General features: G+C 49.1%; 17 protein-coding genes. 10 read left to right on the forward strand and 7 right to left on the reverse strand.

All coding sequences use genetic code 11. The features are described from left to right. Nucleotides 1-73: 73 nt before the first annotated feature. From ELR70_RS07770 to ELR70_RS07780, 3 genes are all read right to left on the reverse strand, one after another. The gene (locus tag ELR70_RS07770) at nt 74-517 is read right to left on the reverse strand and encodes a MarR family transcriptional regulator (protein ID WP_054014438.1); all 444 of its coding nucleotides are present in this window, start codon (nt 515-517) and stop codon (nt 74-76) included. Nucleotide 518: 1 nt separating this feature from the next. Beyond that, nucleotides 519-1,001 (reverse strand): glutathione peroxidase, encoded by a 483-nt coding sequence (locus ELR70_RS07775; protein WP_054014439.1) that lies wholly within the window; start codon nt 999-1,001, stop codon nt 519-521. An 85-nt stretch (nt 1,002-1,086) separates the two neighbouring features. Next, nucleotides 1,087-1,962 carry a LysR family transcriptional regulator gene (locus ELR70_RS07780; protein WP_054014440.1) on the reverse strand — a complete coding sequence of 292 codons (876 nt, stop codon included), beginning with the start codon at nt 1,960-1,962 and terminating at the stop codon, nt 1,087-1,089. A 152-nt stretch (nt 1,963-2,114) separates the two neighbouring features. Here ELR70_RS07780 and ELR70_RS07785 point away from each other — a divergent pair, with 152 nt between their 5' ends. From ELR70_RS07785 to ELR70_RS07795, 3 genes are all read left to right on the forward strand, one after another. Next, the gene (locus ELR70_RS07785) at nt 2,115-3,269 is read left to right on the forward strand and encodes an iron-containing alcohol dehydrogenase (RefSeq protein ID WP_054014441.1); all 1,155 of its coding nucleotides are present in this window, start codon (nt 2,115-2,117) and stop codon (nt 3,267-3,269) included. Between the two features lie 113 nt (nt 3,270-3,382). After that, on the forward strand, nt 3,383-4,027 hold the full coding sequence (locus ELR70_RS07790) for a cytochrome b/b6 domain-containing protein (protein WP_054014442.1): 645 nt from the start codon (nt 3,383-3,385) through the stop codon (nt 4,025-4,027). A 135-nt stretch (nt 4,028-4,162) separates the two neighbouring features. Further along, nucleotides 4,163-4,855: a DUF3581 family protein gene (locus ELR70_RS07795; protein ID WP_054014443.1), complete on the forward strand. Its 693-nt coding sequence runs from the start codon at nt 4,163-4,165 to the stop codon at nt 4,853-4,855. A 64-nt stretch (nt 4,856-4,919) separates the two neighbouring features. Here the strand turns inward: ELR70_RS07795 and ELR70_RS07800 are convergent, their stop codons facing one another. Next, the gene (locus ELR70_RS07800; RefSeq protein ID WP_054014444.1) at nt 4,920-6,098 is read right to left on the reverse strand and encodes a DcaP family trimeric outer membrane transporter; all 1,179 of its coding nucleotides are present in this window, start codon (nt 6,096-6,098) and stop codon (nt 4,920-4,922) included. Between the two features lie 323 nt (nt 6,099-6,421). Here ELR70_RS07800 and acs point away from each other — a divergent pair, with 323 nt between their 5' ends. Both acs and ELR70_RS07810 read left to right on the forward strand, forming a co-directional pair. After that, the gene (gene acs, locus ELR70_RS07805) at nt 6,422-8,359 is read left to right on the forward strand and encodes an acetate--CoA ligase (RefSeq protein ID WP_054014445.1); all 1,938 of its coding nucleotides are present in this window, start codon (nt 6,422-6,424) and stop codon (nt 8,357-8,359) included. Nucleotides 8,360-8,445: 86 nt separating this feature from the next. Continuing rightward, nucleotides 8,446-9,099 (forward strand): response regulator transcription factor, encoded by a 654-nt coding sequence (locus tag ELR70_RS07810; protein ID WP_054014446.1) that lies wholly within the window; start codon nt 8,446-8,448, stop codon nt 9,097-9,099. Nucleotides 9,100-9,156: 57 nt separating this feature from the next. Here ELR70_RS07810 and purU read toward each other — a convergent pair whose 3' ends face one another. Further along, nucleotides 9,157-9,987, reverse strand: coding sequence for a formyltetrahydrofolate deformylase (purU, locus tag ELR70_RS07815; RefSeq protein ID WP_054014447.1), 831 nt, complete (start codon nt 9,985-9,987; stop codon nt 9,157-9,159). Between the two features lie 311 nt (nt 9,988-10,298). Between purU and ELR70_RS07820 the strand changes: the two genes are divergently transcribed. The 5 genes from ELR70_RS07820 (at nt 10,299) to ELR70_RS07840 (ending at nt 22,062) form a co-directional block, all read left to right on the forward strand. Further along, nucleotides 10,299-11,318 carry a choice-of-anchor U domain-containing protein gene (locus ELR70_RS07820; RefSeq protein WP_128064530.1) on the forward strand — a complete coding sequence of 340 codons (1,020 nt, stop codon included), beginning with the start codon at nt 10,299-10,301 and terminating at the stop codon, nt 11,316-11,318. Further along, entirely contained in the window at nt 11,297-17,095 is a 5,799-nt protein-coding gene (locus ELR70_RS07825) for a DUF1566 domain-containing protein (protein WP_128064531.1), read from the forward strand. Before ELR70_RS07820 ends, ELR70_RS07825 begins: the two co-directional genes overlap by 22 nt. A 44-nt stretch (nt 17,096-17,139) precedes the next feature. Continuing rightward, nucleotides 17,140-17,661, forward strand: a complete 522-nt coding sequence (locus ELR70_RS07830) for a DUF1566 domain-containing protein (protein ID WP_054014449.1) — start codon at nt 17,140-17,142, stop codon at nt 17,659-17,661. 298 nt (nt 17,662-17,959) lie between these two features. After that, nucleotides 17,960-21,505: an amino acid adenylation domain-containing protein gene (locus ELR70_RS07835; RefSeq protein WP_082353132.1), complete on the forward strand. Its 3,546-nt coding sequence runs from the start codon at nt 17,960-17,962 to the stop codon at nt 21,503-21,505. Between the two features lie 71 nt (nt 21,506-21,576). Then, nucleotides 21,577-22,062 (forward strand): hypothetical protein, encoded by a 486-nt coding sequence (locus tag ELR70_RS07840; RefSeq protein ID WP_054014450.1) that lies wholly within the window; start codon nt 21,577-21,579, stop codon nt 22,060-22,062. A gap of 48 nt (nt 22,063-22,110) precedes the next feature. Here ELR70_RS07840 and folE2 read toward each other — a convergent pair whose 3' ends face one another. Both folE2 and ELR70_RS07850 read right to left on the reverse strand, forming a co-directional pair. Next, nucleotides 22,111-23,004 carry a GTP cyclohydrolase FolE2 gene (gene folE2, locus ELR70_RS07845; RefSeq protein ID WP_054014451.1) on the reverse strand — a complete coding sequence of 298 codons (894 nt, stop codon included), beginning with the start codon at nt 23,002-23,004 and terminating at the stop codon, nt 22,111-22,113. A 16-nt stretch (nt 23,005-23,020) separates the two neighbouring features. Continuing rightward, nucleotides 23,021-23,611: a hypothetical protein gene (locus tag ELR70_RS07850; RefSeq protein WP_235577068.1), complete on the reverse strand. Its 591-nt coding sequence runs from the start codon at nt 23,609-23,611 to the stop codon at nt 23,021-23,023. Nucleotides 23,612-23,771 lie beyond the last annotated feature (160 nt).

Genomic DNA, 23,771 nt, shown 5'->3' on the forward strand with positions numbered 1-23,771 from the left:
AACCCCATAATGTCGGGGTTTAATGATGTACATGGTAGAAAAGGCTGAACTCAGTTTCAGCCTTTTTTATTGCCTAATTATCGCTGAGCTGGCTACTTAAAAAGGTATCCAGCAGTGCCTTAAGCTGTTGCAAATCTGCCACTGGCATATTGGTCTGTGCCAGCATCTGCTGGGGAATACAGCTACAGGCGGCCTCTAGTGCTTTACCTGCATCGGTCAGATAAATATGACACTGGCGTTCATCACGTTCAGAGCGCACCCGTGTCACCAACTCCTGTTGTGCCAGTCGTTTGAGCAATGGGGTGAGCGTGTTACTGTTCAGCTGTGCTCGCTTGCCTATCTCTCCTACTAATAACCCGTCCTGTTGCCACAGGATCATCAGGACTATGTATTGCGGATAGGTGAGGCCATGGGCTTTCAACAAGGGTTGATAGAGCCGTGTGACCTGACGTGATGCGGCATATAAGCTAAAACATAGTTGGTTGTCCAGACGCAATTGCGTCGGCTGTTCTTTCATCTTATGCACTTAATGCTTTTTCAATATCTTTGCTTATTTTCTCAGGTTTTGTGGTCGGCGCATAGCGTGCCAATGGCTGACCGTCTTTACCCAGCAAAAACTTGGTGAAGTTCCACTTGATTTTGTTACCGAACAAACCGGGCAGGGCGTCTTTCAGGTAGTCATACAATGGATGGGCATTGTCTCCATTGACCTCAATTTTCTCCATCATCTGAAAATCAACCCCGTAGTTTATCAGACAGCCCTGTTGTATCTCAGTAGCACTGCCAGGCTCCTGTTGACCAAACTGGTTACAGGGAAAGCCTATAATGGTCAGGCCTTGGTCTGCATATTGCTCATGCAGTGCCTGAAGTCCTTCGTACTGAGGTGTAAGCCCGCACTGACTGGCGGTATTCACAACCAGCACGACCTTGCCCTGCAGGCTGCTAAATTCAAAGGGCTGTCCTTGCAATGTATTAGCACTGAACTCGTATAGTTTGGTCATTTTAAATCTCTTGTGATTATATCGTGTGCGATTTAATTTAGTATAACACCGTGAAGAGATCAAGTTTTATCCTGTCGGGTTTTCCTTAGTCAATCGATGTATTAAAGCGATCTAACAGAAAATCAATGAGTAAGCGCACCCGATACGGCATCAAATCTTTACGAGGGTAAACCAGCCAGGAGGCGTTATCTGTGACCTGAAACTCGTCCAGCAGGGTGAACAGCGCGCCCGAAGCAAGATGCGGTTCAACAATATCGCGCGCCAGGTGTGAAATGCCAAGACCTTGCAGGCAGGCTTGTAACAGTGCGTGCGGGTGATTGGTCCGCCAGTTCCCGCTGACTTTGACTTCTTCAATGTTATCGCCGATGGCAAAGCGCCAGCGGTTATTGGCAGCCAGCAGGCAGTTGTGTTGACTCAGCTGCTGGGGATGTGTGGGTGCTGGATGTCGATTGAGATAGTCAGGGCTGGCAACCAAAGTCATGGGCCTGGGCGTTAGTTTACGGGCAATGAGACTGGAGTCGCGCATTCGGCCAAAACGAATGGCCAGGTCGAAGCCATCCTCAACCAGGTCGACATTACGGTTATTAAAATCAATATCAACGGTGACTTCCGGGTATTGCAGGCAAAACTCAGCGATCACAGGGGCGACGCTGTTGGCCACAAAATCCCCGGCACCGGTAATACGTATGTGTCCTTTAGGGATCTGCTGACCACCGAGCAGCTGGTCGTTGGCTTCACTGAGCTCCTGTTGGATCAGTTTCAGCTTGGCAGCATAGTGCTTGCCTGCATCGGTGAGATTAATACTGCGAGTTGTACGTTGCAGTAGTAAGGTGCCCAGCCGTTGTTCCAGCTGCTGGATCTGACGGCTGACATGAGAGGTTGATACATCCAGCGCCAGCGCGGCTTTGCTGAAGCTACCATGTTCTACAACGGCGAGAAAGATATCCAGACCCTGCCACATTTTTATCTCTCCAGTGCAATTAATGGCAATATAATATTTGTATTGTTGCTGTATGGCAAAATTAATTTGCCTGTTAACTAATGATCATCACAGGCGGGCAAGCTAGACTGAGGGTCGTTTCATATCGAGTCACATATTAACAGGAACAGAGCATGTTGAATTTCAGTTTTCATAATCCGACGCAAATTCTATTTGGGGAAGGCCAGATAGGGGCGATGTCAGACAGTATTCCAGCCGATGCGAAAGTATTGGTTATCTACGGTGGCGGCAGTATTAAAAGCAATGGGATTTACCAGCAGGTGAGCGATGCATTGGCTAATCATAGCTGGGGAGAGTTTAGCGGTATTGAACCTAACCCCAGTTATCAAACCTGTATGCAGGCGGTAGAGTTGATCCGTCAGGAAGGCTACACCTATTTGCTGGCTGTGGGTGGTGGCTCGGTCATTGATGGCAGCAAGTTCATTGCTGCGGCCGCTGAATTTGACGGTGAGCCATGGGATATTCTTGCCAAAGGTGCTGAAATAAAGTCTGCACTGGACTTGGGTGTGGTGTTAACCCTGCCGGCAACAGGATCTGAATCGAACAGCTTCAGTGTGGTATCCAATAAGGAAACCAACGATAAATTGCCGTTTGCTTCGCCTAAGGTGCAGCCCAAGTTTGCGGTATTGGATCCTCAGGTCATGGCTTCATTGCCTGAGCGCCAGCTTATCAATGGTGTGGTCGATCCGTTTGTTCACGTCATGGAGCAATACCTGACTTACCCCATTGATGCAAAAGTACAAGACCGGTTTGCCGAAGGCCTGTTGCTGACTTTAATGGAAGAGGGACCTAAGTTGTTCTCTGAGCAAGTGGATTATAAAGTCCGTGCCAATGTGATGTGGTCAGCAACCATGGCACTGAATGGCCTGATTGGTTCTGGTGTACCACAGGACTGGGGTACGCATATGATTGGCCATGAGCTGACTGCGGTTTACGGCTTAGATCACGCGCAGACGCTGGCGGTTGTGCTACCACGTATGATGCACGAGCAGCGCGATGCCAAGCGCGGCAAGCTGCTGCAATACGCCGAGCGCGTTATGGGGCTGGATATCAGCGATGAAGCACAGGCCATTGACCTGGCCATTGAGAAAACCGAAGCCTTCTTCCAGTCTTTGGGCATGAAAACCCGTCTCAGTGATTACGGTGTAGGCGCTGATGCGGCAGATAAAATCGTGGCGCAGCTTGAACGCCATGGTATGACTGCCCTGGGTGAGCATCAACAGGTTGATTTGGCTAAATCACGCGCTATTCTGGCGGCGTGTCTGTAAGGCTAGTCTCACTGTTTGGGGCGGTGAGCGCAAATCACCGCCCTGTCTTCACGTATTTTACCTGCCTGTGATACCCTGCGAAGGTTAAAATCAAAATCACTCGGGGTAATAAAATGGCAACTAAAGTTTGGGATGGATTCATACGTGGCTTTCACTGGTTACTGGTCATTGGTATCGCTGTGCTGTATTTCAGCGGCGAGGAAGGCTGGCTGGAAGTGCACTTTGTAACTGGCTATCTGTTACTGGCGCTGATGGCGACGCGTCTTATCTGGGGCATCATCGGCAGTCAGACTGCAAAACTCAGTAGTTTATTCCATTCTCCTAAAGCAATTTTGGCTTCGTTAAAATCGTCGGCGTCTTACGTTGGCCATAACCCGGCTGGCAGCCTGATGGTACTTGCTTTCTTTGTCTTAATCAGTGTGCAGCTCATTTCTGGTTTGTTTACTACGGATGATATTCTGGTCGAAGGACCGTTGGTGGCATATGTCCCGTATAGCTGGGCCGAACTTGCCGGAGATATTCATCATTCCAATATCGATATTTTATTGATTGCCATTGCGATCCACATTAGTGCGATTGTGGTTTATCGACTAAAAGGTAAAAACCTGGTTAAGCCATTACTGACGGGCAAAACAGCAGAGCCTGTATCATCTGCTCCTGCTATGCGCAGTGGTCTGATCGCCTATGTGATTTTTGTCGTGCTGAGCGCAGGGTTGTTGTTCACATGGGGCTATGAGCCACTGATGGCTTTATTTTAATTTAGTTAAGTTACTGCAAAGGCTAAACTTTTAATAACTTAAAGCGTCCTTTTCAGGAAAGTTAAACAGATATGACCTCTCAGAGTCATAATTCTGCTAACATAGCGCGGTTTTAAAGCAATACAGAAGTGAATTATGCTAACTCCTTATTACCAGCAAGAAATGGATAGCGTGGCGATTAGCCGCGAGCAGGCCAGCCAGTTTGCTAAACAGGTGGCGGATGACTTTAACCCTTTGCACGATGTCGATGCTAAGAAATTCTGTGTACCGGGTGACTTGCTGTTCTCGTTAGTGCTTGAACGCTACGGTGTAAGTGAGAATATGCACTTTGACTTTGTCGGCATGGTGGATGAAACCAGTCGCCTGCAATTTCCACCACTGAGCGATGCCTTTGATATCACCTCAGAGGATAAGGTCATGCTGTCTGTAAAGCGAGATGGTGAGCGCAAGCAATGCGAAAGTTTGACCTCTAGCCTGATCAGAAACTACGTCGAGTTCTCTGGCACCACCTTTCCTCATGTGATTATTCCACTGATGGCAAAGCAGGATGTGATGATTAACCCGGCTCGTCCCATGGTGATCTATGAATCTATGTCCATCCACCTGGACAGACTGGATATTGAAGAAGTTTCACTTCAGCCAGCAGAGCCTGAGTTTACCTTTGAAGGCAAGCGCGGAAAAATTGTACTGCGATTCAACCTGTTCCATGGTGATGAGCAAGTTGGCCAGGGTGAGAAGCATATGGTGGTTGCAGGCGTGCGTGAATATTGTCAGGAAGCCGTCGATAAGCTGATTGAGTATTACAACGAGCGTAAAGCGACCTTATAAGCTCGCTCGACAAGGCACAAACAAAATAAAAAGCCCGCTGCTGCGGGCTTTTTGCTACGGGAGTTTAAAAAACATATTTCACGGAGAATTGCAGTCGGTCCAGATCCCCTTTAGCACCGCTTTCGGTTTCTCGGGTTGCGACCTTATATTCTGCGCCAAAAGTGAGTTTCTTCACGGGTGAGTAAAGAATGTTTGCGCTATAGCTGGTGGTAGACTCTGTAGGATCTACGGTGACGCCTAAGAGATCTTTGTCATTGTCTGCTGAGAAGAACGAATAAAGGAAGGTAGAGCGCCATTGTGGATTCCAGTAATGCTGGTAGGCAACAAAGCCTGACGTCGAATCAATCGCATGTAGGTCTTTGCCATCATAGACTGCACCATGTGCCGCATTGAGACCCACATAACGACCTAACCCCTGACCCTGAGTCAGCATAAATTTAAGGTTATTCTTACCAAAGTTGACCCGACCGGACGCACTGATACCGAAAGAGGTTTCGCTTTCATCAGCCGTCGCAACTTTATAGGTCAGCTCACGGCCTAACGCGGCGACCACCAGATGACCCCAGTCCGCTTTATAGGTATAACGGGCGGTAAAGTCGGGCATACTGGCATCATCGGTAACAACACGGGCTCCGCCTTCCGAGGTGATGGTGCTTTCCGGGTTTTCTGCCGAGAAAGACCAGTTACCAATTGTGTACTTAGCCATGGCCTGGCGTACGAACACTGTGCCGTCTGCCGGTCCGACAAAGTCCAGCGTTTCAGGTAGTGCACCGACGTTCTGGAAGTTGGACCAGGCCTGACCAAACAGCCAGCCTTTATAGGTCACATAGGCTTGGCGGATCCGAGGGGAGTAGGAGTTCGTCACCCGTTCGTTACCGCCCGTAGAAGCGATAAAGTCCAGCTCGATTTTGGTTTGAATACTGCTGCCGTCATCCAGCTTAGTATCCGTTGCAAAGTTAAATCGAGACTGGCGAGCATGCATGTCAAAAACCGCATCTTTGGGCTCGCCACCACTGACCGGTGTTGTACCGGGGATATAGAAATCTCTGCCAATGTGCTGAGAAGGCAAGCTGCCATCAGAAAAGTCGCTCCAGATGGCATCCAGTTTTATGTACCCACCATATTTTACTTCTGTGCTACCCAGTTCTGCTGCGTTGACACTGGAAACGAACAGGCCGCTTAGCAGTGCACTTTGCACAGCCAGAGCGCTGAGCGTTAAATGATTTTTTTTTGCTGTTGTCATAGTTGAATTCCTGTTTGCATTGCTCCGGGTTGCGCAGACATACCCCGGCGGAGATCAGCGAATGTGCCTCTTACCTTTCAATGTTGTTGATGGCGGCTTTTTACTCAATTAACCTTTGGTCTATACGACTAAGGTGGGATGTAGATGGCGAAGTCATGCGCATTGCGGCACTTGTTGCTGGAAGCAGACCTTGAGGACGGACTAACTTATCTACTATGTTTGCAATATGGGTGCAAGTACAACTAAGGTCTAATACTTAATATAAAAAGAGTGGGCGATCCTTGGTGCATCGCCGTCTGGCCAAAATCAACATGGAGATGACTATGTCACAGAGCATTTATCCGGTTCCTGAAGCCATCAGGAGCGCAGCGCTGGTAGATAACGATCAATATACAAAACTATACCAACAATCCATTGACGATCCTCAGGCATTCTGGGCCGAGCACGGAAAACGCCTTGACTGGTTTACCCCCTACAACAAAGTAAAGAACACCTCCTTTGATAAAGGTCATATCAGCATCAAATGGTATGAAGACGGTGTACTCAACGCCTCTTATAACTGTATTGACCGCCACCTCAAAGACAACGCAGACAAAGTTGCGCTGATCTGGGAAGGTGATGACCCAACACAAAGTGAGCACATTACTTTTCAGCAGTTGCACGATGAGGTAGCGCAGCTTGCCAATGGCCTGAAAAAGCTGGGGGTAGAAAAAGGTGACCGCGTAGCCATTTACATGCCAATGACACCTCAGGCGATTTATGCCATGCAGGCCTGTGCCCGTATCGGAGCGGTACACTCAGTTGTGTTTGGTGGCTTCTCGCCGTCAGCCATTGCGGACCGGATCAAAGACTCAGGCGCGAAAGTGGTTATCACGTCCGATGAAGGGCGTCGCGGCGGAAACTGTGTGCCACTGAAAGCCAATGTCGATGAGGCAGTCAGTCAGGATGGCGTCAGCATTGAACATGTGATTGTGCATCAGCTCACCGGTGGCGAAGTAGAATGGCAAGCGCACGATGTCTGGTGGCATGAGCTGGTGGCAGATGTCACCAGTGAGTGTGAGCCAGAGCCGATGAATGCCGAAGATCCTTTGTTCATCCTTTACACGTCTGGTTCAACAGGCCAGCCAAAAGGGGTCGTACACACCACAGGGGGTTATCTGGTGTATTCATCTATGACGCACGAGTATGTCTTTGATGTCAAAGCCGACGATGTTTACTGGTGTACCGCCGATGTGGGTTGGATCACTGGACACAGCTACATGGCTTATGGGCCGCTGGTGAATGGCTGTACTCAGGTGATTTTTGAAGGGGTGCCGACTTACCCAAGCTCCGGGCGCATCGGTGAAGTGGTCGATAAACACAATGTCACCATTTTATATACTGCGCCGACCGCTATCCGTGCACTGATGGCCAAAGGCGATGAGCCAATTGCCAGCTCGAAACGCACTAGCTTGCGGATCATGGGATCGGTGGGTGAGCCAATTAACCCGGAAGCCTGGAGCTGGTATTACGAGAAAATTGGTAACAGCCAGTGCCCGATTGTGGACACCTGGTGGCAGACCGAAACCGGTGGCATTATGATCACACCATTGCCGGGGGCGACGGATATGAAACCGGGCTCGGCGACCCGTCCTTTCTTTGGTATTGCACCGGCCCTGTTTGACGCTGAGGGCAATACGCTTGAGGGCGCAACAGAGGGCAATCTGGTGATCCTGGATAGCTGGCCTTCTCAGGCGAGGACTGTTTATGGCGACCACGAGCGCTTTGAGCAAACTTATTTCTCAGCCTATCCGGGGGTGTACTTTACCGGTGATGGATGTCGTCGCGATGAAGATGGCTATTACTGGATCACGGGCCGTGTAGATGATGTACTGAATGTCTCTGGACACCGTTTGGGCACCGCCGAAATTGAAAGTGCACTGGTTGCCCATGAAGCTGTAGCGGAAGCTGCCGTGGTGGGTTATCCGCACGATATTAAGGGTCAGGGGATCTATGTGTATGTTACTCCAAACGAGGGGGTCGCAGTCACAGAAGAACTGACCAAAGAAGTGCGTAACTGGGTACGCAAAGAGCTCAGCCCAATTGCCTCACCAGATATGATCCAATGGTCCCCCGGTCTGCCGAAGACGCGTTCAGGTAAAATCATGCGCCGTATTTTGCGTAAAATTGCTGCCAATGAATATCAGCAATTGGGTGATACCTCGACATTGGCTGACCCAAGTGTGGTCGATGAATTGATCGAAAACAGACTAAACCGTTAATTGAGCGTTAATCGCTTGAATTATGACAAAATATTGACCTACTATATCGGCTGTCGACATGACAGCCGATTTTTTAGGAGCCAAGCATGAACCAGTTTTTAATTGCGGACGATCACCCTTTGTTTCGCGAAGCATTAAAAGGGGCGCTGCAAAACCAGTTTGATGGGTTGGAGATTTTCGAATCTGAAAACTTCGAGCAAACATTGCAACAATTATCCGAACAGGACGAGCTGGATCTGCTGTTGTTGGATTTACATATGCCGGGCAATGGCGATTTATACGGCCTGATCCGCATCCGTGAGGATTATCCTAGTTTGCCCATTGTGGTGGTGTCGGGCAGTGAAGACCTCAATGTGATCTCTAAAGTGATGGGCTATGGTGCTATGGGTTTTATTCCCAAGGCTTCTTCATCAAAGGAAATTGTTGAGGCACTTAACCAGGTGCTCGAGGGCGATGTCTGGTTACCAGCCAGCCTTAAAGATCAGATTGCTGAGCTCGACGGAGAAGACAAACAGCTGGCACAGCAAATCGCATCACTGACACCACAACAATACAAGGTGTTGCAATATCTTCATGAAGGGCTGCTCAACAAGCAAATCGCCTATGAACTGAATATCTCAGAGGCGACGGTCAAGGCACACATTACGGCGATATTCCGAAAGCTGGGGGTCTACAACCGCACTCAGGCGGTATTGATTGCCGCTAAGCTGCAACTGGAACCCCTCGATAGCCAGAGTTAGCCAGCCATTGTTAAAGTGAGACGCCAGCGCAAAGATGCTGGCGTTTTTGTTATTGCGCTAGGCAAACACCACGGTTTTATTACCATTGATAAACAGCTTATGCTCCGCTGCTAATTGAATGGCTTTGCAGAACACCACTTTTTCTATGTCCCGACCCATTTTAGCCATGGCCTCTGCGCTATCGGCATGACTCACCTGAGTGACATCCTGCATGATGATCGGACCTTCATCTAATTCGTCGTTGACGAAGTGTGCCGTGGCACCAATGATTTTTACCCCGCGCTCAAACGCCTGATGGTAAGGCTTTGCTCCGATAAACGCTGGCAGGAAAGAGTGGTGAATATTAATGATCTGATTGCTAAAACGCGCAACAAACTGTGGGCTGAGCACCCGCATATATTTGGCCAGACCGATAAAGTCGGGCTGGTATTGCTCAATGACCTGAGCCATGGCATCGTCATGTTGCTCTCGTGTTAGTCCCTGATGAGAAACCAGATGGAAAGGCACGCCAAAGCCCTCTACCAAGGGCTTCAGGGTATCATAGTTGGCTACCACCGCCTGGATCTCAACGTTAAAGGCATTCTCGTATTGCTTTAGCAGCATACCACCCAGACAGTGGGCTTCTTTGGTGGCAAGCAGGACCACTTTGGTTTTTTCATTACCATGTAAGTGTACTTGTGCACCCTCTGGCAGCACACTGCGTAGTTGCGGCAAAAACTGTTCACCGACATCACCTGTCAGTTCTGTGCGCATAAAAAAGCGCTCACCTGCTTTATCTACAAATTCGTTGTTACGGACTATATTCAGGTTATGCTCAAAACAGAGCCCCGTAACTTTGGCAATTAATCCCACATCATCACGACATTGGGTGGTTAAAACAATACTCATATCCTCATTCCATTCACTGTTAAAGCTGACATTCCACCATACCCCGCTGGCTACGAAAAACAAGCAGACAATAGTCCGCTTAGTGCCTACAAGCGGTGTTCACTGAGTGATATAAGCTGTAATTAATGCGTTTTACGGCCTAGAGCAAAAGTTCACTTTATTGTGTTTTTCGCTGTTCTTTTTGTGGGTAACTTTTTTCCAATCAATAGTTTAACCCTTTAAATTTCAATTGCTCCATTAACATTTGAACTCAATTCAGGTAAATTAGCGCCGATTGGAAATTCTACGGAAAGAAATAATAAGGAAGCTAAATGCTTAATAAAAAGTGCTCAGCCTCCGTGTTACTCCTTCCTGCCGTTTTGTCCTCTACATTGCTACTTAGTGCATGTGGAGGTGGAGGCGGTGAAGGTGGTAACAGCGGCGGAACTTCTCCCACTACATCAGGTGGAAAAACGACTCAAACAAATGTATCTCTCTCAGTCAACGTAACTGGTTCAGGTCAGGTTACGCCGATGAGCAAAAGTCTTGCATCAGGCAACAGTACGACATTTACAGTCAAAGCTAATCAAGGTCACTTGATTGAATCTATGACCGGGTGTGGTGGTACATTAAAAAACAATACTTACACAACAGACAAGGTCTCAAAAGATTGCCAAATTGACGCTGTCTTTGCCTTGAAATCTTTTCAAATAACCACCTCCAAGTCAGGTGAGGGAAATATTTACCCTGAATCACCGGTACTGGACTGGGGCACTGAGCAGACATTTACACTGTCTGCTGCAACAGGCTACAAAGTCGGTAAAGCATATGGCTGTGGTGGGGCTCTATCAGATGATAAGTATAGTATTCCGGCTGCGACAGCAGAGTGTGAAATCCAAGTGGAGTTTCACCCGCTCAGTCTTGCCCTTAAGAGTGATAAATTAGATCAGCAAGTTGAGCTGAATGTTAAGGGCAATGCCGGTATTTCCCCTACCAGTAAAGGGATCATTCAGCCGGGTGAAGAAGGGGCACCGCCAGTTCCTGCAGACATTGACTTACCCTTTCTTGTAAACGATATCGACTTAACCACAGAGCTGGGCGCAACCGTAGAGTTGGATATAGTCTACGAAAAGCCACTGCCCGAAGGGATCAAGTACTATAAGTTTGGTCCGGCACAGCCTGGGGCTGGCGATACTTGGTATGAGCTACCTCGAGATTTGTATCAGATCTCAGAAGACAGAAAAGTCGTCACCTTGACCTTAACCGATGGGCAACTAGGTGATGCTGACTGGAGAATAATGGTTTTATCCAGGATCCAGGTGGTCCAGCGATGCCAAAGCAGCATACCGTGACGGTTAATACATCTGAAGGTGGCACAAGTAGTTTCACGACATCGCAAGTTAACAACGGTGATGTAGCTGCCATTTTACTGAACCCAGGCACTGGTTATCACATTGAATCAGCCGTGGGATGTGACGGAACATTAACGGGGAACACTTACAACACCGGTATTATTACTGCGGATTGTCAGGTGGATGTGCAGTTTGCACTAAATCAGTACCTGATGACGTCTCGCGGTGGTGAAGGGGGAAGCATAACGCCTGCCGAGCAGACTGTGCAACATGGTGAGTCTGCTCAGTTTACAGTGCAGGTGCAAAATGGTTATAACCTGGAAAACATTAGCGGGTGTGATGGAACCCTGCAGGGACAAATTTTTACTACTGCGGGTGCGACTGCAAATTGTGAAGTTGCCGCCTCGTTTTCGCAGCAATATTTCAGTGTGTCTACTCAAGTAACGGGTGGTGGCTCTATCACCCCAGACACTGTGAAGGTGGCCTATGATGGCACAACGACACTGGCTGTAACGCCGCAGTCGGGTTACTACCTTGCTAACATCGAAGGCTGTAGTGGTCAGTTGTCTGGCAATCAATACACCACCGGCCCCGTGACAGCCAACTGTACTGTTAATGCGCATTTCGCACAACGTGAGTATACGGTGAATGCAGTAGCAGGAGCTGGTGGTCAAATAGACCCTGGTACTCAGCAAGTTGTGCACGGCAATGTGGCTTCGTTCAATTTGTTACCACAAGCCGGCTACCTGGTTGATAATGTCACAGGCTGTGGCGGTACATTATCTGGTAATACCTATACGACCGGGGCGATAACCGCAGCATGTGATGTTCAGGCAAGCTTTAAAGCTTCACAATATCAGGTAACTGCCAGCGCTACTGAAGGTGGCAGTATTTCACCCAGCGAGCAGGCCGCAACGCATGGTCAGCAAGTCTCGTTTAGTGTAACTGCAAACGAAGGCTTTGCACTGGAGTCAGTGTCCGGTTGTGGCGGTGTGTTGACGGATAGTAGATTCATTACTGCTGAAATCACACAAAGCTGCCACGTGAGTGCTTCGTTTGTTGCTAAACAGTACGAAATATCCGCGACAGCCAGTAAGGGGGGCAGTATTTCTCCTGCACAACAGCAAGTTGTACATGGAAAAGCGGTAAGTTTCCAGGTCAGCGCAGATACGGGTTACAGCCTGGTAGAGGTGACTGGGTGTAATGGCGTATTGTCTGACGACGTCTATACGGTCAGTAATGTCACCGGTGCCTGTAATGTACATGCAAGCTTTAGCTTAAATCATTATGAGGTGACCGCGGTATCATCAACGGGTGGCGCATTATCTCCGGCCAGCCAGCGTATTGCACATGGCCAGCAAGCGACCTTTGCGGTTGCAACTGAGCCAGGTTACAACACTGTCGATATCCAGGGGTGTGGCGGTCAGCTTATTGATGGTCAGTTTGTGACTGCGCCTATCACACAATCATGTCAGGTAAGTGCCAACTTTGATCAGAATAGTTATGCTGTAACGACCAAGGTAAGTGGCAGTGGCTCGGTGTCTCCAGCTTCTCAATTTGTCTTGCATGGCGAGTCTGCAAGCTTGACGCTGACACCGGATGTTGGCCAGAAGATTGCTTCAGTGTCTGGATGTGAGGGGATACTCGATGGCAATGTTTACACCACCGCCCCTGTGATGGCCAATTGTGAAGTGGCCGTGGCCTTCAGTGCTCAGCAGTTTACCGTCGAAGCGCAGGCGTCCGAAGGCGGGGAAATTACCCCAGCACAGCAAACTGTGTCTTACGCGGATAGCGTGACCTTTACTTTAACACCTTATGAGGGCTTCTCGATTGATGCTGTTGAAGGGTGTGAAGGTTCACTGACTGGTAACCTGTATACCACCAAACCGATCACGGCTGCGTGTCAGGTCAGTGCCAAGTTTGTGCGAACTGTCTATCCCGTTACTGCAATTGCCAGTGACGGTGGCGTTGTAACACCTGCTCAGCAAGACGTTGAGCACGGTCAAAGTGCGACCTTTGAACTACAGCCAGCAGCAGGTCACAGCATTGTATCAGTCACAGGTTGTGAAGGAGCTCAGGTAGGAACAACTTATGTGACCGGGCCAATTACGGCTGCCTGTGAAGTGGTTGCTAATTTTGATGCAAATAAGTACTCAGTAACAACTCAAGCCACTGAAGGTGGTAGCCTCACTCCGGCGAGCCAATTATTGAGTTATGGCGCAGTGGCTAGCGTAGAAGTATCTGTTGAATCGGGCTTTTTAGTTGAAAGCGTGACAGGATGCGGTGGTGCATTGAGTGGCTCGACCTATACAACGGCCCCCATTGTTGACAACTGCCAGATCAACGCCAGCTTTGTTAAAGAACAATTTGAAGTGTCTGTCGCCGATTTTTCATATGGACAGGTTTCACCTCGTTCTCAGCAAGTCAATTACGGAGAGAGGCCTAGTTTTACAATCTCGCCAGATGTTGGGTATGAGATTGCTTCGGTGATAGGGTGTGGCGGTACTCTGAATAATTTGACTTACACAACAGGTCCAGTCACTGAGTCATGCCAAATTGATGTTACACTCCAGCCAATCGCTTACCTTGTGTCAGCAAGGGCATTAAATGGCGGATCAATTTCTCCTGCTTCGAGAAGTATAAATCATGGTGCTCAGGCGAGCTTTACAGTGACTCCTGACAATGATTTCTTCATCAACGAAGTGGTAGGTTGCGAAGGCTCTTTAAGTGGGCAAACTTATACGACATCCCCTATTTATGGTAACTGTGAAGTCGTTGCATCTTTCACTAAAGCTAAGTATGTAGCAACTGCCCAGGCATCATCGGGCGGTACCATTACACCTCCTCATCAGGAAGTTGAGTCGGGCCAAAGTGCTATCTTTACAGTGACACCTGATGCAGGGTTTTGGACGGAAGGTGTAACCGGTTGTAACGGTACTTTGAGTGGTAATGAGTATACTACGGGACCAATGCATTCAGACTGTTCGGTTAAGGCCAGCTTCCACCCAAATCAATATATTATTGATGTATCTGTGTTTGGCTCCGAATTGGGCACTGTAACGCCAATGTCACAGTTTGTAATGCATGGTGAGCGTGCCAGTGTGACTGTTTCACCTAAACCTAACATTGCTTTTTGGTCAAAGGGTTGTGGTGTCAGTACCAGTGGCAATATGGTCACTACCGCAGCGGTTACACAAAACTGTAAGATAGAGGTGCATTTTTACCCTCTTATATTGGAACACTCGGTAACGGCATCATCGAACACGGGTGGTGTGATTTCCCCTACTCACAGAATTGTGTTTGATGGTGAGCAAGTTGAATTTGATGTCACACCATCAGGGCCTAACTACCGGATCGCAAGTGTCACCGGATGTGATGGCGTACTCAATGGTCATACCTACACGACTGCGCCTATCTTTTCTAGCTGTAATGTACATGCAACCTTTGAGCAAGCGACATATAGTGTCTCGGCAATTGCAGGCACCGGTGGTGTGATTACACCAGCAAGCAGCAGTGTATCCGCTGGAGGCACAGTAACATTGACGGTGACGCCAGATGCGGGTTATCAGATTGACTCCGTGACTGGGTGTGCTGGTCGTCTAACTGGTAATACTTACACCACAGGCGCGGTGACTGCAAACTGCACGGTATCTGCAAGCTTTAGTCTTAAAACACTGGTTGTTTCAGCTTCAGCTGGTAGTGGAGGTCGGGTGACACCAGCAACCCAGACTGTGAAATATGGCGAAGGTGCGCGCGTATGGGTGTATCCGGATGAAGGACGTAAAGTTACATCCGTAACAGGTTGTGGTGGTAGCTATACGAACAACCTCTATACCATTGACCGGGTTACAGCATCATGTAATGTGGTTGCCAGTTTTGCTTCCAATAAACTGATTGTTACCGGGGTATCTAACGAAGGTGGCAGCCTGAGCCCAGCCAGCCAGGAGATTAATAAATATACCAGCACCGAGTTAACCGTGAGTATTGACGAAGGGTACTTCCTCAAGTCGATTTCAGGTTGCCGCGGTTCATTGTCTGGTAATACCTACAGAACCGGTGCACTCATCGAGAATTGTACGGTGACTGCTGAGTTTGAAAAATACAGCTACACGGTAAATGCGAGCGCAACAGACGGGGGCAGCATTTCTCCTGCTCAACAAAGTGTTGAACATGGCAATACGGCAAGCTTCACGTTAACACCCGTTGAAGGCTACAGCATCAGTGGTGTCAATGGTTGTGGCGGTAAACTCACAGGCAATACTTATACAACCGCTCAGATCACTGCCAGCTGTAATGTGTCTGCTAGCTTTAGTAAAGACACCTTCCTGGTAACAGCGATTGCTGAAACCGGCGGGAGTATTTCTCCAGCGTCCTTTACTGCGGCCTATGGAGATACGGTAACCTTGCAAGTAACGCCGAATGAAGGCTATGAAATTGATTCCGTGCTGGGTTGTAATGGTCAGCTGAATGGTCAGACGTACACTACCGGTACTATAACCAGTAGTTGTCAGATTACGGCCAAGTTCAACGGGATTAAGTTTGAAGTCACGGCAAGTGCGACCTCGGGCGGCTCGGTTACGCCGACTAGCCTCTTTGTGGACTACAACGCGCGTGCGACTTTCCAGTTAACTCCTGAGCAGGGCTACATTATTAAGAATGTATCTGGATGCACTGGTACGTTGACAGGCAATGTCTTTACGACAGAGCCACTAAAGCATGCTTGCAGCTTGTCAGTGGAGTTTATGCTTAACCTTGAATCACCAAGTATCGCAGTCGACACATCCGATAGCACAGCGCGTATTACCTGGCAGCCTGTTGCAGGGGCTGACAGCTATACCTTGTTCTATGCGAAACAGCCTGGGTTGACGCCGCAAAACTATGACACTTTGCGTGCGGGTACACGCGTTGCAAATGTGAGCAGCGGTGTGGAAGTGGCTATCTCCAATTACGTGGATTATTACGTCATGGTCACCGCAAATCATTTGGGTAGTGAAAATGCGATGAGTAACGAAGTGACTGCACGCAGTATTGCCCGAAAAGGTAAGCTGAACGATACCGGTCAGCAGTATTGTGCCGCAACATACAGTAACTCAACGCTCTCTCAGCTTAAGTGTAAGGGCTATGGTAACTATGAAATTGCCAATCAGGATGGTCATTTTGGTCGAGATGCTAAAGCGTTAGCGGGAGAGCTCCCTAAAGTTGGCTTCGGTATGGCCGGCTTTGACTTGACCAAGATCGATAGTGAAGGTAACCCGTTACCTAACGGGGCGCAGGAGTATGCTTGTCTGCGTGATAACTACACCGGCCTGATGTGGGAAGTGAAACAAAGTGATACTGAATCATTACATTATACGGACCACACTTATTCCTGGTACAACCCAGACTTCAATAGCAATGGAGGATATCCGGGAGTGGAAAATGGCGGTGAGTGTAAAGGGAGTGCCTGTGACTATCCATCGTTCGTGAAAGCCGTGAATACAGCTGGACTGTGTGGAGCCAAAGACTGGCGTATGCCAAGCACGAAAGAGTTACTCACAATTTTCCAAATCTCAGTTGAATCGGAAAGAAATGAGTGGAGCTTCGTGAATCTGCTCACTCAGAAACCTGATGATAGATTGCCGCTATACATTTGGACGGAGCAAACATCGGCGCAAGATCCACAGTTTGCCTTGTACACCACAGAGGGCGGACACTCTACTACTTATCGGGTGAAGAAATTCTACAGAATGCGCAAAACGGAAAATGCCAGAGTGTTACTGGTACGCTTTGCAGAATAACATCAGGATAAGGGCACTCAGTGCCCTTTACGGAAGGAGATAAAATGAAGTTAACAATGTTTTTCGTTGGTTTGTTAACCCTATGCAGCGTTGGGGTGCAAGCGTATTGCCGCGACGATATACCAAAAACCACACCAAATCGGGACTTTATCGTGCATGATGATGGCACCGTAACACACACTGCAACGGGGCTAATGTGGCATCGCTGCTTGACTGGACAAACATGGAATGCGCAAACCAGTGAGTGTGAGGGAGAGGTGTTCAACGCCTCGATTGTTCGTCATATCGAAGCAGTTCAGGGACTGTCTGTTGCGGGTTATAGTGATTGGCGATTCCCTAACTTTCATGAACTCAGATCCATCGTAGAATACGCTTGTTTTTTACCTGCGTTGAATACCAATATTTTTAGAGTACCAGAGAGGTTTTATAAGGCCTTTCTTCATAGTTTTACACCACAAACCCGTTATCATGAGTTTATGGGGGTTTATCTTGAGCAAGGGGTATCCGCGCCACGTGATTATGACGAGTATAGTGGACTTTCGCTTGTTGTCCGTGGCGGTGAATAGTCCGTAGTCAGTAATCTATAAGACAGCCTTGTTTAGTCTTTAACGGTAAGCCGGCATCATGCCGGCTTACTTTTTCACTTTGTTCCAACTCTGCTTTTGTATCTTCCGCTATAACTGACAGTTCAGACTGCTAGTTTCTTTTTATTCATCAATGTAATCTCTGTGTTGAAATTAATTGAATAACAGCGGATGAGTATGTGCCTGTTGCCATACGAGAAATCCGTTTCAGACCAGACAGACTTGCTCATGCCTGTTGGACCATCTGCATAGTTAAACAATAACAACAAAGGAAATTGATATGAACAAGCGAATACCTGCTGCTGCGATAAACTCGCAAAGCAAGCTTCAGAATAAGGAAAGCGAGCTGTCACCTATTGCGGCTCGATTTATCACCCGTGTACAAATCCATCCTGACAAAACCGCCCTGATTGATGGCACACAGGAAATAAGCTATCAGACATTATTGCACCGAGCAGAGGCGATTGCCGCTAAACTGACAAACAGTGGCATTGTGCCCGGTGCATTAGTAGGCGTGTGTATGGAGCGCAGCTGGGAGCTGGTGGCCACTTTGCTTGGCGTGCTCAGAGCCGGTTGCGCTTATGTGCCGCTGGATCCAACCTATCCGCGTTCCCGCATTGACTATATGCTGGCCCACAGTAAAGCTGCGGCGGTGATTGTGGATGGCAGTGCGTCGGCTGCGTTGTGTCAAAGAGTGAGCACACACATTTTGCTGGCTGACATAGACGGTGCGTTGCTGTCTCTGCCAGACCCTGAGTGTGACGCTCAAGCACTGGCTTATGTGATTTATACCTCGGGGTCGACCGGCGAGCCAAAAGGGGTCGCGGTCACACAAAGCAATGTGCTTGCGATGTGCACGGCCATGGGCGAGTTGCTTTGTGAGGAAGAGCTGAGCGGTGTGCTGGCCGCTACTTCGGTGTGTTTTGACCCATCAGTGATGGAGATCATCGGCACGCTTTTGCTTGGTGGTACGGTGGTGCTGGCAAAAAACATTCTGGCATTACCTGATTTACAGAGCATAGATAAGGTCAGAACCTGTATTGCTGTGCCCTCAGCCATCCGGGCCTTACTCAGTGGCTATACATTACCTGATACACTTCGCTGCTTAATTTTTGGTGGTGAAGTACTCAAATCTGCATTGGTTAAGCAGGTCTATAGTCAGCAGCCGGGCCTGCGAGTGATCAATGTCTATGGTCCAACCGAAGACACGGTATTTTCGACGGCTGTACAGCTACACCCGGATATGGCTAAAATCACCATTGGCAAGCCTGTGGCAAATACCCGCGCTTATGTGCTGGATAAAGACCTAAAGCCGGTACCAGAAGGCGAAGCGGGTGAGCTTTACCTAGCGGGAGGCAAGCTGGCGGCGGGTTACCTGTTTGACAAACCACGCACAGATGCGCGTTTCGTTATCCCTGCACCAGACAGTAGCATTGAAGAGTCGCGTTTATATAAAACCGGTGACGTGTGTCAGTGGACCAAACATGGTGAGTTACGCTTTATTTCCCGGGTGGATCAGCAGGTCAAAATCCGTGGTTTTCGCATTGAGCTGGAAGAAATCGAAACGGTGCTGAGTACCATGCCGGGTATCTCTGCAGCCGCTGTTAAGGTGTTGGAGGGAGAAAGCAGACAGGCCAGATTGCAAGCCTGTGTTGTCTGTCAGCAGGGTGGGGCACTCAGCCCGGATGTGATTTTGTCCTTTGTGGCCCGTCATCTGCCAAACCATATGGTTCCAAACAATGTTTGCTTTGTTGATGCATTGCCTTATCTGCCCAACGGCAAGCTGGATCGTAGTCGTTTGCCTGATGTATCAGCGGATCGAGAGCCACGCGGAGCAAGCAAAACAGTCGATTCTGAACAGTCTGTGGTTGCGATGATCTGTGATGAGCTGAGCACTTTGCTCGGCCTCCCTGCTGATACGGTGCTGTCGCAAACCTTTGAGCAGGCCGGGCTGGACTCACTAACGACGCTGGAACTAAGCAATCGGCTGAGCAATGTATTTGATGTCGCTTGTTCCGTGCAGGCAATTTATGAGTTTAATACGCCTCAGCGCCTGGCTCAGCATTTGCTGAGTTTAGGCTCTGGAGAATCATTAACTGCCCGTCAGAGCCCACTGCGCGATACGCTTAAAGAGTTACAATTTCAAATGCGTGCCAGTCATCCTCCTTTTGCTTTGGCCAAGGCTGCGTCGTGGTCGGCCGCGGATAAAAGCAAGCTAGTTCAGGCTGCCACTCAGATGGTGAGTAAGCACCGCGCTAATCCCTATAGTAAGGTGCTGCGCACCGGCAGTGGTACGCGTGGTACGGTAGCTGATGCCCAGCACAGTGAGGCGCGAGAGGCGATTATCTGGACCACCAACTTATATCTTGGACTGAATCGCGATGCCGCGGTCATTGAAGCTGCACATCAGGCCGTGACAGAGTTTGGCACTGGCATGGGGACCTCTGCGGCGGCGTCTGGTTTAACGGATCTGCATCTGGCATTTGAACAACAGTTTGCCAGCCTGGTGGGCAAACCCGCCGCTTGTTTATTTCCAACGGGTTATACCGCTAATGTCGGTGCCGTCGCGGGCTTACTGGGTGAAAACGATGTGGTGGTGATCGATCAGCTCTGCCACGCCTCCATCGTTGATGGCGCACGATTGTGTGGTGCCAAAGTACGTACTTTTAAACACAATGATGTTAACGATCTGGCCTCTGTACTTGAGTCTGAGACCTCTCCCTATCGCACCGTGTTGGTCATTATTGAGGGCGTTTATAGTATGGGGGAGGGCGCCGCGCCTGTGGCTGAGATCGTCCGCATGGCAAAGCGTTATCAGGCTTTGGTACTGGTCGATGAGGCACACTCCTTTGGGTTTTATGGCCAGCAGGGAGCCGGGATCTGTGCTGAGCAGGGAGTAAGCGACGAGGTTGATTTTATCATGACCACGTTGAGCAAATCGTTGGGCAGCCTGGGCGGCGTCGTTGCGACCAGTGTTGAGTATGTTGAGCTGTTAAAAGCCTCGTCCAGAGCCTATATTTTTCAGGCTTCGGTGAGCCCAGCAGATATCGCCGCGGCGCTTACGGCACTGCAGCGGATCAGTCAGGATGACTCACTACGTGAACGGTTGTGGGACACCGCCCGTTACATGCGGGCCCAATTTAGTGCCGCCGGGTTTGATTTGGGCAGTGGAGACGGACCGATTGTGACCCCACATTTTGGTGATAAAGATAAACTGTATGCGATTGTACAGCGTTTGTTTGAAAAAGGTATTCAGGCTTCAGCCGTGACTTATCCGATAGTCGAAACTGGTCGCGGGCGGTTGCGTTTTATCTGCTCGGCAGCGCACACCAAAGACGATGTAGATGCGACCTTGGCGGCGTTACAAGACGCGGTGCAAGAAGTGGAAGCATCGTTTACCAGAGCATCGGTGGCCGAGCCCAAAAGGTCGGTTGAGACAACGACGCTGGATAATTGGTGGGCTGAATTTTTAGTCTATCTGCAAAGGTGGCAAAAGACGCAGCATGGCAAAGTGCCTGACTTACAGTTGAAGGTCAGCACAACAGCCAGTAAACATACGCTGACCTTGTTACAGGGCACGGTCAGCGAGGACAGTAAAATCATGGCGCAGTTACCCGTGTGCCACATACATCTTGTGACCTCACAAGCTATTGCTGCCCTGACCAGTACGGATGTACAACAGGTGTTGCAGAGTATTTGTGAGGGGGAATGCGAATTGAGCGGTCAGAGCGAAGTATTCAGCTGGTTTATGGGTCGTTTACGGGCATTTTGCGCCAAGCCAAAATCAGTCATTACCATGTCTGAAACTGTCGAGATTTTGTCATAAATGCACTGTTTACTTATACAGTTGTCATGCTAGAGTAGCAGCCAATTTAGACAATAAAACAAGGGATTACTATGCTTCAATCCAACGCGTCAGGCGCACCCGGCGACTTCGATTTTATGGTTGGCCAGTGGTCGGTACAGCATCGCCGCCTGAAGGACATACTTAATGAAGGTGATGAGTGGATAGAGTTCAATGGGGAGTCATCAACACTCAATACGCTGGGCGGGTTTGGTAATGTGGAAGACAACCACCTGCATTTTCCTGAGGGGTCTGTGCGGGCAAAGGCGATCCGTTCATATAACAAAAGTACCAGGCAGTGGTCAATCTGGTGGCTGGATGGACGTAACCCGGGCAGGATGGATACCCCGGTGGTTGGCGAGTTTAACGATGGCATCGGGCGTTTTTATGCGGACGAGGAATATAACGGTGAAGCCATTAAAGTGCGCTTTATCTGGGATGCGACTAACCCTGAGCAACCAACCTGGGCACAGGCTTTTTCTAAAGATGGTGGCCAGAGCTGGGAAACTAATTGGGAAATGAGCTTTACCCGTCTCTAACCCTTACAGTACATCCGCGCACTATGCTATGTGGATGTGCTGTTTTCCTTATGATTTGCGGTCGTATACGACGGCGTTATGAGCATGCAAACTTTCCTGATGCTCTACTTTAAACTGATAATCAGCAACTTCTGAAATAGACTCCAGCGTTGCTTTAATACGCCTTGCCGCGTCCTCACAAAACATCAGGTTTTTTGCATTTAAAGCTGCAAATGCCTGCTCATCTTCGCGTTTAACCGCAGTTTGTACTGGCGTAGCCAGGGTTTCTTCAAACAGCGCAAGCCAGTGCGCCAGATCCGGTAAGTGGTCGCCTGCCAGTGCGGCTTCAATATAGGCATAAGAGCGCTGGCTGTGCGGTGTTGCAACAGAGCCGTGCGGTCCTTTAAGCCATTCCAGCAGCTGGGCCTTGTCTATGTTGTCCTGTGTGGCAAACTGCTGTGCCACTGTCTCACTCAGTAACTGACGAGACAAAGCCGCTGAACATGGGCAGGTACTGCTGTAGGTAATCGTACTGATAAGCTTGCAGTGTGTTTTGCCCTCATGGTGCTCACAGTGCAGCTCTATCGGGTAGGCATTGTATCCGCTGTAACTACTTTTCAGAGCCGGTCTGTTCAATGGCAGCTCAAACTTAATGACTAACTTGGCAGACTGACTGAGACCTTGTTGAGACGCGACTATCTCTTTGAGTACCTTATCGAGCTGTGCGAAAGTGAGTTCAATTCCCGCCAGTGCTTCGTTGGCAAGCAGGTAAAGGCGTGACATATGTATGCCTTTTGCGCCTGTATCCAGGCTGACAAAAACGTCCATAAGCGTGTTGATGTTGACGCTGGTCTGATCGCAGCGCACCTGCATGGGTAGGGCAATTTTTTCCATCCCAACCCACTTTAGCGGGCTCTGGCTGTCTGGCGCAAAATGGCTCGCAATATCGGGAAGTTGCATCATGGTTTATGAGTCTCACTTAACGGTTAAAACGTAATGCCTGTGCGGCATTTTGTTGGACCACAGAGCCCTGTTCACAATGCGTAGCGATAAGCGTAGGGCACTCTCTGAAAATCGCATCCAAAGCAGTAGGGTGCTCGACCAGTAAATCGCCGGTCGAGGCACCCATAAAGACTTTAACCCCGCACACCTGGTGTGGGTCAATGGCCTTGATTTCATCTAAGTTATCGGGCGTAGCGCCCAGGTAAAATGCATAGTTTGCGACAGAGTTCTGACGTGCGATTACTTGTTTGTCAGCGAGAGCCTGGCGGGTAGTCGTGGAAGGGGAGACATTGGGCATTTCCATGAAACTGGTGATCCCACCGGCGACGGCGGCTGCCGACTCGCTGGCAATGGAGCCTTTATGGGTAAGGCCCGGCTCTCTGAAATGGACCTGGTCATCTATCATGCCGGGCATCAACCACATGCCTTGGGCATCGATGACGTCTTCACCAGACCTAGCCGATAAGTCCGGGCCAATTTCTGCAATATACTGGTTTTCAATTCTGAGATCAGAAACGTAAAGCTTACCTTCATTCACTAAGGTGGCGTGTTTTATTAAGCGTGCCATTGGTATCCTGATTAATTATACAGATAAACAAAAACTTAAGGCTGTTCCTTTTCCACCTCGAAACAGGCTGGGGTTAAATCGCCTGTACTGCCTCCGATAACCCGACTCACATCTGCGGGTATTCAGCGCAACAAAGATTGTTGATTGTTTTGTTATATTA

Origin of the sequence: Pseudoalteromonas sp. R3, assembly GCF_004014715.1 — a bacterium.
In the GTDB taxonomy this organism is placed as follows: domain Bacteria; phylum Pseudomonadota; class Gammaproteobacteria; order Enterobacterales; family Alteromonadaceae; genus Pseudoalteromonas.

What these genes read in the sequence shown, in the direction of transcription:
- ELR70_RS07770 (WP_054014438.1), bottom strand. Translation starts at nt 517, where the DNA reads ATGAAAGAACAGCCGACGCAATTGCGTCTGGACAACCAACTATGTTTT.
- ELR70_RS07775 (WP_054014439.1), bottom strand. Translation starts at nt 1,001, where the DNA reads ATGACCAAACTATACGAGTTCAGTGCTAATACATTGCAAGGACAGCCC.
- ELR70_RS07780 (WP_054014440.1), bottom strand. Translation starts at nt 1,962, where the DNA reads ATGTGGCAGGGTCTGGATATCTTTCTCGCCGTTGTAGAACATGGTAGC.
- ELR70_RS07785 (WP_054014441.1), top strand. Translation starts at nt 2,115, where the DNA reads ATGTTGAATTTCAGTTTTCATAATCCGACGCAAATTCTATTTGGGGAA.
- ELR70_RS07790 (WP_054014442.1), top strand. Translation starts at nt 3,383, where the DNA reads ATGGCAACTAAAGTTTGGGATGGATTCATACGTGGCTTTCACTGGTTA.
- ELR70_RS07795 (WP_054014443.1), top strand. Translation starts at nt 4,163, where the DNA reads ATGCTAACTCCTTATTACCAGCAAGAAATGGATAGCGTGGCGATTAGC.
- ELR70_RS07800 (WP_054014444.1), bottom strand. Translation starts at nt 6,098, where the DNA reads ATGACAACAGCAAAAAAAAATCATTTAACGCTCAGCGCTCTGGCTGTG.
- acs (WP_054014445.1), top strand. Translation starts at nt 6,422, where the DNA reads ATGTCACAGAGCATTTATCCGGTTCCTGAAGCCATCAGGAGCGCAGCG.
- ELR70_RS07810 (WP_054014446.1), top strand. Translation starts at nt 8,446, where the DNA reads ATGAACCAGTTTTTAATTGCGGACGATCACCCTTTGTTTCGCGAAGCA.
- purU (WP_054014447.1), bottom strand. Translation starts at nt 9,987, where the DNA reads ATGAGTATTGTTTTAACCACCCAATGTCGTGATGATGTGGGATTAATT.
- ELR70_RS07820 (WP_128064530.1), top strand. Translation starts at nt 10,299, where the DNA reads ATGCTTAATAAAAAGTGCTCAGCCTCCGTGTTACTCCTTCCTGCCGTT.
- ELR70_RS07825 (WP_128064531.1), top strand. Translation starts at nt 11,297, where the DNA reads ATGCCAAAGCAGCATACCGTGACGGTTAATACATCTGAAGGTGGCACA.
- ELR70_RS07830 (WP_054014449.1), top strand. Translation starts at nt 17,140, where the DNA reads ATGAAGTTAACAATGTTTTTCGTTGGTTTGTTAACCCTATGCAGCGTT.
- ELR70_RS07835 (WP_082353132.1), top strand. Translation starts at nt 17,960, where the DNA reads ATGAACAAGCGAATACCTGCTGCTGCGATAAACTCGCAAAGCAAGCTT.
- ELR70_RS07840 (WP_054014450.1), top strand. Translation starts at nt 21,577, where the DNA reads ATGCTTCAATCCAACGCGTCAGGCGCACCCGGCGACTTCGATTTTATG.
- folE2 (WP_054014451.1), bottom strand. Translation starts at nt 23,004, where the DNA reads ATGATGCAACTTCCCGATATTGCGAGCCATTTTGCGCCAGACAGCCAG.
- ELR70_RS07850 (WP_235577068.1), bottom strand. Translation starts at nt 23,611, where the DNA reads ATGGCACGCTTAATAAAACACGCCACCTTAGTGAATGAAGGTAAGCTT.